The 8962-nt window shown below is 60.7% G+C and carries 6 protein-coding genes; 2 read left to right on the forward strand and 4 right to left on the reverse strand.

Translation table 11 applies throughout. From position 1 onward, the window contains the following. Positions 1-2 precede the first annotated feature (2 nt). The 4 genes from CFII64_RS00810 to CFII64_RS00825 form a co-directional block, all read right to left on the reverse strand. Complete coding sequence (locus CFII64_RS00810) at positions 3-1223, reverse strand: MFS transporter (protein ID WP_020288835.1); 1221 nt, start codon at positions 1221-1223, stop codon at positions 3-5. A gap of 184 nt (positions 1224-1407) precedes the next feature. Then, positions 1408-2745, reverse strand: coding sequence for an MFS transporter (locus CFII64_RS00815; RefSeq protein WP_020288836.1), 1338 nt, complete (start codon positions 2743-2745; stop codon positions 1408-1410). 148 nt (positions 2746-2893) lie between these two features. Further along, positions 2894-3808 (reverse strand): 1-aminocyclopropane-1-carboxylate deaminase/D-cysteine desulfhydrase, encoded by a 915-nt coding sequence (locus tag CFII64_RS00820; protein ID WP_020288837.1) that lies wholly within the window; start codon positions 3806-3808, stop codon positions 2894-2896. Between the two features lie 158 nt (positions 3809-3966). Then, complete coding sequence (locus CFII64_RS00825) at positions 3967-6003, reverse strand: NADPH-dependent 2,4-dienoyl-CoA reductase (RefSeq protein ID WP_020288838.1); 2037 nt, start codon at positions 6001-6003, stop codon at positions 3967-3969. A 225-nt stretch (positions 6004-6228) separates the two neighbouring features. Here CFII64_RS00825 and CFII64_RS00830 point away from each other — a divergent pair, with 225 nt between their 5' ends. Together CFII64_RS00830 and CFII64_RS00835 are read left to right on the forward strand one after the other, a co-directional pair. Further along, positions 6229-7374 carry a nitrilase-related carbon-nitrogen hydrolase gene (locus tag CFII64_RS00830; RefSeq protein WP_020288839.1) on the forward strand — a complete coding sequence of 382 codons (1146 nt, stop codon included), beginning with the start codon at positions 6229-6231 and terminating at the stop codon, positions 7372-7374. A gap of 2 nt (positions 7375-7376) precedes the next feature. After that, positions 7377-8417, forward strand: a complete 1041-nt coding sequence (locus tag CFII64_RS00835) for an AraC family transcriptional regulator (RefSeq protein WP_020288840.1) — start codon at positions 7377-7379, stop codon at positions 8415-8417. Positions 8418-8962: the final 545 nt, after the last annotated feature.

Below are 8962 nucleotides of genomic sequence, written 5' to 3' on the forward strand. Positions count from 1 at the left end.
GATCAAAGCGCTTTTTTCGTGCGCGGCAGGAAAATCGCCAGCAGGCCCAGCAGTGGCAGAAACGAGCACAGCGTGTAGACGAACAAAATGCCGTGGCTGTCCGCCAGATAACCGAGCAAGGCCGCGCCGATGCCGCCGAAACCGAACATCAGGCCGAAGAAAATCCCTGCGATCATGCCGACGTTGCCCGGCACCAGTTCCTGGGCGTACACCACGATGGCGGAAAACGCCGAAGCCAGGATGAAACCGATGATCACGCTTAGCACGCTGGTCCAGAACAGGTCCGCGTAAGGCAGCGCCAGCGTGAAGGGTGCTGCGCCGAGAATCGAGAACCAGATCACCGCCTTGCGGCCGATCTTGTCGCCAATCGGGCCGCCAAAGAAAGTGCCCGCTGCCACCGCGCCGAGAAACAGGAACAGCTGCAACTGTGATTGCGCCACGGACAGGTCAAACTTCTCGATCAGGTAAAAGGTGAAGTAGCTGGTGATGCTGGACATGTAGAAGAACTTGGAAAACACCAGAAACGCCAGAATCCCCAACGCCATGGTAACGCGGCCTTTGGACAAGCCATGATTCGCGGCCTGGCCTTGCTTGAGCTTGAACAGACTCAAGTGCGAGCGATACCAGCGGCTGATGGCGTACAGCAAGCCCAAGGAAAACAGCGCAAACAGTCCGAACCAGGCCACATGCCCCTGGCCGAACGGAATGATGATCGCCGCCGCCAACAGCGGACCGAATGCCGAACCCGTGTTACCGCCGACCTGAAAGGTCGATTGCGCCAGACCAAAACGCCCGCCCGACGCCAGCCGCGCGATACGCGAAGCTTCCGGGTGAAAGGTCGAGGAACCGATGCCGATCAGCGCCGAAGCCAGCAGGATCAGCGGAAAACTGCCAACCATGGACAACATCAGAATGCCGATCAGGGTGCAGATCGAACCCAGCGGCAAGACCAGTGGATTGGGGTGGCGATCAGTGTAATAACCCACCCAGGGTTGCAGCAGCGAAGCAGTGATCTGGAATGTCAGGGTAATCAGCCCAACCTGAGTGAAGCTCAGCCCGTAGTTTTCCTTGAGCATCGGGTAGATCGACGGCAATACGGCCTGGATCAGGTCATTGATCAAATGCGCCAGCGCCACCGCGCCGATAATGCGCATCACCAACGGACTGCTGGTGCTGGACGGTGAGGCTGGAATTGCGTTTGAAGCAGGGTTGCTGACGGCCATGAAGTTCATCCGTGGAGCGTTTGGATGTGCCCTGACAGCTCATTGCAAAATGTGTCGACGGCACGCGGGGGTCGCCAATGTGCCATTTTTTAGGGCGCTATCGCCACAAATTGTTGCAGCGATAGTGTTCTCTTTCCCGGATTCATCTTGTAGGAGCGAATTTATTCGCTCCTACAGATTTGCACTACGCCGCAGCGCCCATCGCCCCCGGCGTCGCCCCCGCCGGAATATCATGCAGGGAAATCCGCGAAGTCTCCCGCAACGCCAAGCCACCCGCCAATGCCAGCAAGGCGACAGCGATCAGGTAAAACGCCGGCGAAAGGTTGCTGCCCGTCGTGGTAATCAACCAGGTCGCCATCAAGGGCGCGGTGCCCCCGAAAATCGTGTAGGCCATGTTGTAGGTGATCGCCGACGCGGTATAGCGGGTGCGGGTCGGGAAGGTTTCCGAAAGCAGCGCCGCCGTGACCACACCGCACAACACCGCGCCAACAGCCAGCAGCATGACGCCGACAATGGACGCCGCGAACGAGCCCGAACTGGCCATCAGGAAGGATGGATAAACCACGATGATCAACAATGCGCAGGCGCTCATGACCGTGACGCGACGCCCGACACGATCCGAATACAGCCCGGCCAGCGGACAGATCGCCGCAGCGAAGATCAATGCAATCAACGACACCAGCAGCGCCGAGGCACGACTCAGGCCGCCGGCCACTTGCAGGTAGGTGGCGAAATACGTGGTGAACATATAGAACGACAAGGCCGTCAACGAAACGAAAGCGCCAAGGCAGCAAATTGCCGCGCCGTGGTTGCGCAGGGTTTCCTTGAGTGGCGAGTGGGCCACCGCGTGCTCCTCTTTGACGGCCTGAAACGCCGGGGTTTCGTCCAGTTTCCAACGCAGGTAAAGCCCGACGAGCCCCAGTGGCGCGGCGATCAGGAACGGCAGGCGCCAGCCCCAGCTGCCCATGGCTTCGGCAGACAACGATGCTTCCAGTGCATAGGCCACCACTGCGGCAGCGGCGAAGGCGGAAAAGGTCGAAACGGGAATGAAACTGCCATACCAGGCGCGCTTGTCATTGGGCGCATGTTCCATCAGATAAGCACAGGCCCCGGCGTACTCACCGCCCGCCGAGAAACCTTGGGCACAGCGGATCAGCGTCAACAGGATCGGCGCCATCACCCCGATGGCGGCATAGGTGGGTAACACGCCGATCAGGGTCGTGGCGCCCGCCATCAGCAAAATAGTCATTGCCAGAGTGCGCTTGCGGCCGATCCGGTCGCCCAGCATGCCGAAGAAGATCCCGCCCAAAGGCCGAAATGCGAAAGCCACGGCGAATACCGCAAAGGTTTTCAGCAAGGCGGCACTGGCGTCGCCGCTGGGGAAAAACTGTTGGGCGATGGTGGTGGCCAGGAAGCCGTAGACCGCGAAGTCGAACCATTCGACGAAGTTGCCGATGGCGGCGGCAACAATGACTTTTCTCAAAGTGGCGGGACTGACCTGCCCTGCAGTTGCACTGGTCATGCTGAACCTCGACGTTGTATCAGGAAGCTATCGATTATCGGGACAGCGGCTGAAAGGGTTCACTCTGAAAGTGTCATCCACGTATTCAGGGCCGACCCGTCATGACCCGAGAGGCGCAGGATTCGTGCCAGAGGGCCGGATCGGAGGCTTAAAGACCCATCGCCCGTCGACTTTGCAGGCCACCGGTGTGGATAAAGATCAAACGCGTGCCTGGCGCAAAACGCCCGCTCGATAGTTCATCGCGCAGCATCAGCAGGGCTTTGCCGGTGTACAGCGGTTCGAGAGGGATGCCGCTCTGGTCTTCGCAGGCAGCGATGAAATCGAGCAGGTGCTGGTCGGTTTTGGCAAAGCCGCCACGGCTGGCGTCGAGCAGGTGATAAGCAGAAATCGCAGCTGATCCAACAATTGCTGCCACATTCTCCCGCACCCCATGCCCATCCGGCACCGCCATGGCGCCATACACCGGATGTTCCCCCGCTTCTGCCCACACCAACCCGGCCAGCGTGGTGCCCGTCCCGACGGCCAGCCACCAGCCGTGATAATCGTCCCAGCCCAGATTACCCAGCTGGCCGCGCGCCATACTCAATAGCTCCGCACAGCCCGATGCACCGGCCAAACCACCGCCACCTTCCGGGATCGGAGAAAAGTCTGGATAACGCGCCAGCCAGGGCAGCCAGAAATCAGCCTCGTGCCGCGCCCGATAGCCGCCATAACCCAACCAATGCAACTGCATGCCGAATGCCTGCAAATCCCGCGTGGTCGGGGTTTGCTGCGCATGGCCGCGCAATAGGCCCACAGTGGGGAAATCGAAACGTTTGCCTGCCGCCGCCAGTGCGTGCAGATGATTGGAATGCGCGCCGCCCAGGCTGATGACCCCTCGGGCCTTGGCCTCGACAGCCGCAGCAAGGTGATGGACGAGCTTGAACCATTTATTGCCGCTGATCAGCGTGTCGATCAGGTCTAGGCGCAACACCGCCACCTCGACCCCGGCCTGTGCAAGCCAGGGCAGAGTCAGGGGTTCAAGTGGAGCCTGGGGAGACCAGCTGATGGGTTTGAGCGACACGGTGTCTGGCCCGCATTAAAGAGAGGCGCAGTTTACCACTCACGCAGATTCACCTGGTCTGACGCATATCCGCGAAAGCGCCTGTTCAGACGACGGATATTCACCGCCTGTTCAAATGCCTTCGGGAATAAATTCCCTCCTACAGGGATTGCGCCGGTTTACAACCCCGCAGCCAATCGCGAGCCTTGATCAATCGCCCGCTTGGCATCCAGTTCCGCCGCCACGTCAGCGCCGCCGATCAAATGCACCGACTGGCCCGCGTCCACCAGTCCGTCGTGCAACTCTCGCAGCGGGTCTTGGCCAGCGCAGACCACGATGTTATCCACCGGCAGCAATTTCTCTTCTCCTTCGCCGATGCGGATGTGCAGGCCGGCATCGTCGATACGCAGGTATTCAACGCTGTTGAGCATCTGCACCTGTTTGTTTTTCAACCCGGTGCGATGAATCCAGCCGGTGGTCTTGCCCAGACCGTCGCCGACCTTGGACGCCTTGCGCTGTAACAAAAATACCTGGCGCGCCGGAGCATGGGGTTCGGGCGTGATGCCCGCCACGCCGCCACGGGCTTGCAAGGCGGTATCGATGCCCCATTCCTTCCAGAACGCCTCGCGATCCAGGCTTGTCGACACACCTTGATGGACCAGAAATTCAGACACATCGAAGCCAATGCCGCCCGCGCCAATCACCGCCACGCTATGCCCTACAGGCTTGCGCGCCAGGATCACGTCCAGATAACTCAGCACTTTGGGGTTATCGATGCCGGGAATCGCTGGCGTGCGCGGCGCAATGCCGGTTGCGAGGACAATGTCGTCATAACCCGCGTTGACCAGATCCGTCACGGCAACCCGCTGATTCAGGCGCACGTCGACGCCGGTGGTCTGCAACTTGCGGGCGAAATAGCGCAAGGTTTCGAAGAATTCTTCCTTGCCCGGCACGCGCTTGGCGATGTTGAACTGACCACCGATTTCGCTCGCGGAATCGAACAGCGTGACCTTGTGTCCACGCTCGGCGGCTACCGTGGCCGCCGCCAGCCCGGCAGGACCGGCGCCGATTACCGCAATGCGCTTGATCTGCCGGGTGGGCACGTAATTGAGTTCGGTTTCGTGACAGGCGCGCGGGTTGACCAGACAGGTGGTCAGCTTGCCGCCGAAGGTGTGGTCCAGGCACGCCTGATTGCAACCGATGCAGGTATTGATTTCATCGCCGCGACCGGCAGCGGCTTTGTTGACGAACTCTGGATCGGCGAGGAACGGCCGGGCCATGGACACCATGTCGGCGTCGCCTTCGCTGAGGATCTGCTCGGCGATTTCCGGGGTGTTGATCCGGTTGGTGGTAATCAACGGGATGCCCACCGAACCGCGCAATTTGGCCGTGACTTTGCTGAAGGCCGCGCGCGGCACTTTGGTGGCAATGGTCGGAATCCGCGCTTCATGCCAGCCAATCCCGGTGTTGATGAGGGTCGCGCCAGCCTGTTCGATAGCTTTGGCCAGCTGGACGATTTCTTCCCAACTGCTGCCGCCTTCGACCAGATCCAGCATCGACAGGCGGAAAATAATAATGAATTGCGGGCCGACCGCGTCGCGTACCCGGCGGACGATTTCCACGGCCAGACGCATACGGTTTTCGTAGCTGCCGCCCCAGCGGTCAGTGCGATGGTTGGTGTGGGCGGCGAGGAACTGGTTGATGAAGTAGCCTTCGGAACCCATGATTTCAACGCCGTCATAGGCGGCGCTCTGGGCCAGGGTTGAGCAGGTCACGAAATCCTGAATCTGTTTTTCGATGCCTTCTTCGTCCAGCTCCCGAGGTGTGAACGGGTTGATCGGCGCCTTGATGGCACTCGGCGCGACTTGTTTGGGGCTGTAGGCATAACGCCCGGCATGCAGGATTTGCAGACAGATCTTGCCGCCCGCTTCGTGCACGGCCTGGGTGACGATGCGATGCTGTTCCGCCTCCCCGGCATTGGTCAGCTTCGCGGCGCCGGAGTACACGCCGCCTTCATCGTTGGGCGCGATACCGCCGGTGACCATCAGGCCGACGCCGCCACGGGCACGCTCGGCAAAGTACGCCGCCATGCGCTCGAAACCACCGGGCTTTTCTTCCAGGCCGGTGTGCATGGAGCCCATCAACGTGCGGTTGCGCAGCGTGGTGAAACCCAGATCCAGCGGGGCCAACAGGTGCGGGTAGTGAGCGGCGGCCATAAAGACTCCATCAAGCGTAATCACGGGACGCGGATGCCTTGGGCAACCGTCAATTATTCAGGCTTTTCGGGCCTGTTCATGGCGCAACAGTAAAGGCCCCACCCAGCGCGCTCAATGACTGAAAGTGACAAGTTATTGATCCAAACGTGCAGCAAGGGTTGGCAAGCACGATGGCGCGCCCTACCCTAGGCGGCAAACCCGCACCCGGCAGCCCTTTTCCTTCCTATGCGTACATTTTTTGCTGTTTTCCTGGCCACGCTGCTGCTGATCGCCCTGACCAGTTACGGGGTCTGGACCGAGCAGCGCCCGGTGGGCCATTACCTGTCCGACCTGCGCATCCAATTGGCAGTCGATGACGGTCAGCCCGGCGAGCGCGGCAACCTGTTGGGTGTGCAGGCCGAACTGTTTCCCGCCGACTACCAAAGCCTCGAACGCCTGCACCGCAAACTGGCTGCCTATCTGGCGCAGGCGCGGGACAAAGGCCTGGTTAACAGCAAGACCATCGTTGTGCTGCCCGAACACGTCGGGACCTGGCTGTTTGCCACTGGCGAAAAGAATCAGCTGTATCAAGCCGCCACCATTGATGAAGCCATGACCTGGCTATCAGTGAGCAACCCGCTGAAATTCATGGCTGCCATGCTGGGCGCCACTGGCGAGAACCGCCTGAACGACGCCCACCTGCGGATGAAAGCCGCCAGCATGGCCAAGGATTACCAGGCGTTGTTCGGCGGGCTGGCCAAGGAGTTTGGCGTGACCTTGGTCGCCGGCTCCATTGTGCTGCCGCAACCCCGTGTGGTGGACGGCAAGCTGGAAGTCGGCAGCGGCCCGCTGTTCAACAGCAGCCTGGTCTTTGGCATCGATGGCCTGCCCATTGGCCAGCCGCAGCGGCAGTTATATCCGGCCAGTTATCAGCGCGGTTACATCCAGTCCGCCGCCGACGCACCGCTCAACGTCGTCGACACGCCTGCCGGACGATTGGGCATCCTGATCGGCATCGACAGCTGGTATCCGCGCAACTACAGCCGCTTGAACGACAGCGGCGCGGAGTTGATCGCCGTACCGGCTTTTGTGGTCGGCAACGGCGGCTGGCGCAAACCCTGGCGCGGCGTGCCAGGCGTCGACCTCGCCCCACCGCTCGACATGCCGGCGGGCAGCCTCAGCGAAGGCGAAGCGTGGCAACGCCTGACCCTGACCAGCAAGACACCGGGCAGCTCGGCCCGCGCCGGCGTCAGCGTGTTCATGCGCGGCCAGTTCTGGGATCAGGGCAGCGCCGGGCACAGTTTCGCCAGCCGCAACGGCCTGAAGATCATCGAGCCTTCGCCGGACGACAAGACCGGCCACGGCGCACGCCTGATCAACCTCTGGCTCTGACCATGAATCCGTCGCCGATGCGCCTGGGAGATTTGTCCGTCGGGTTTGTTCACAGCCTGAGTGATGCAGTGCGCAGTTTCGACTGCGATCCCGCCCCGCTGCTGGCGCAATACGGCCTGGACGCCGCACGCCTGGGCGAAGCCTGCGCCCGCCTGTCGATTCCACGCTACATGCGCCTGGGCCATGCCGCCATCCAGCTCACCGGTCAGCCGGGACTGGGTCTGCGCATGGGCCGCTTAAGCCGGATCAGCCAATGCGGCCTGGTGGGCGTGACGGCCGCGCAAGCGCCCACAGTCCGAGAAGCGGCGCGCACATTGATCCGTTTTGAAGCGCTGTACGGCTCCAATTACCGGGGGCATTCGAGCTTTCACGAAGACGCGCGAGGCGCATGGCTGCGTTTTTACTCCATCAGCCCGTATAACGCTTACAACCGCTTCGTGGTGGATTCGATATTCGCCGGTTGGGTGCAGCAACTCTCGACACTGGCCGGGACAGAGATTCGGGCGCAGCGCATTGAAATCGAATTCGATGCGCCAACATACGCGGCCGAATACGCGCCCCTGAGCGAACATCCGGTGGTGTTTTCAGCTGACACCAATCAACTGCTGCTAAATCAAGACGTGCTGGCCTTGCGCAATCCCGAGCATTGCCCGAGCACGTGGCGACACTTGCTGCAACTCTGTGAAAAGGAACTGGAGCAACTGACCCGCACCCGCAGCCTGCGTGAACGCATCACGCGTTTGCTCGGACCTTTGTTGAATGGCGGCCGGGAACCGGACCTGGAGGAAGTTGCCGCACGCTTGAAATTGCCGACCTGGACGTTGCGCCGCAAGCTGGCTGAAGAAGGCACGCGCTTTCGCACCATTCTCAATGACACGCGACGCGACCTGGCAATGACTTACATACGCGACACCGAACTGGCGTTCGGCGAAATTGCCTATCTGCTGGGTTTCGCGTCGGCCGAAGCCTTTCAACGCGCCTTCAAGCGCTGGAACGGCCAGACTCCCGGGGAGTTCCGCCGCAGCCAACGCCATATTGCCTGAACGCTTACAACTCGGTAGCGTCGTCCGCAGGCTCGGGTGGATCCAGTTCAAACGCTTTGTATTCGAGTATTTCTTCCAGATAGTCGTCCATAACGCATGCCCTCTTGGCTGTTCTTTAATGACTGCATTCACTGACCATGACCTCCACCTTAAAGTGCCCAAGTGAAGGAAAAATGTCAGTGTCATTAAAGATACGCGGCGCGATGGCGGGAATTTAGCCAGCGCCGCCTTGACTTGGCCCGCACAACCGAAATAGTCTTCAGGCCATGAACGTAACCAAGCATTTCTTCGGCCAGATTATTATTACCGCCATTCCAGTCATGGCGGGTTAGCCGACGCGTGCACCCAACCCGCCCTAGAGGCGGGTTTTTTCTGTCTCCAGGGCCAACCACTCAGGAGTCAGACATGATCATTTGCCCAGCCCCGCTCGCCCTCTTCAACCTGCAGGCTCTGCGCGCCGTCACTACCCGTGAAGGACGCGCGCGATGACCGACCTGCTCAATCACTACGCCCGGAAAATCCTCACCTCCCGCGTCTACGACGTG

The sequence above is a fragment of the Pseudomonas sp. CFII64 genome (genome assembly GCF_000416235.1).
Classification (GTDB): domain Bacteria; phylum Pseudomonadota; class Gammaproteobacteria; order Pseudomonadales; family Pseudomonadaceae; genus Aquipseudomonas.

What these genes read in the sequence shown, in the direction of transcription:
- CFII64_RS00810 (WP_020288835.1), bottom strand. Translation starts at nt 1,223, where the DNA reads ATGGCCGTCAGCAACCCTGCTTCAAACGCAATTCCAGCCTCACCGTCC.
- CFII64_RS00815 (WP_020288836.1), bottom strand. Translation starts at nt 2,745, where the DNA reads ATGACCAGTGCAACTGCAGGGCAGGTCAGTCCCGCCACTTTGAGAAAA.
- CFII64_RS00825 (WP_020288838.1), bottom strand. Translation starts at nt 6,003, where the DNA reads ATGGCCGCCGCTCACTACCCGCACCTGTTGGCCCCGCTGGATCTGGGT.
- CFII64_RS00830 (WP_020288839.1), top strand. Translation starts at nt 6,229, where the DNA reads ATGCGTACATTTTTTGCTGTTTTCCTGGCCACGCTGCTGCTGATCGCC.
- CFII64_RS00835 (WP_020288840.1), top strand. Translation starts at nt 7,377, where the DNA reads ATGAATCCGTCGCCGATGCGCCTGGGAGATTTGTCCGTCGGGTTTGTT.